Origin of the sequence: Oceanobacillus saliphilus (assembly GCF_023522835.1) — a bacterium.
Lineage (GTDB): Bacteria > Bacillota > Bacilli > Bacillales > Amphibacillaceae > Oceanobacillus > Oceanobacillus saliphilus.
Genome location: NZ_JALCZU010000140.1, coordinates 1 through 269 on the forward strand (window position 1 = coordinate 1; position 269 = coordinate 269).

Annotated in this window: 2 tRNA genes; both read right to left on the bottom strand. The window is 36.8% G+C overall.

What is annotated here, in order from left to right:
- Positions 1-52: 52 nt before the first annotated feature.
- A tRNA-Val gene (locus MN204_RS21860) sits at positions 53-125 on the bottom strand.
- Positions 126-135: 10 nt separating this feature from the next.
- Positions 136-209, bottom strand: a tRNA-Glu gene (locus tag MN204_RS21865).
- Positions 210-269 lie beyond the last annotated feature (60 nt).

The following is a 269-nucleotide window of genomic DNA, read 5'->3' on the forward strand; positions in this document are numbered from 1 at the left end:
CCTAAATATTATGGACATGAGCCATATATGTTACTATTACATTAATTCGCTTTAAGAGATAGGTGATTTGAACACCTGACCTTTCGCGTGTAAAGCGACAGCTCTACCAACTGAGCTAATCTCTTTTTTCTTTTTTAACCCAAGGGAGATTTGAACTCCCGCACTAACAGTGAAAATGTTATGTCTTAACCAGTCTTGACCATTGGGTCTTTAAATTAGATCTCTAATATATTTAGCCTTATGCGAGTATCGAACTCACTTCTACCGAT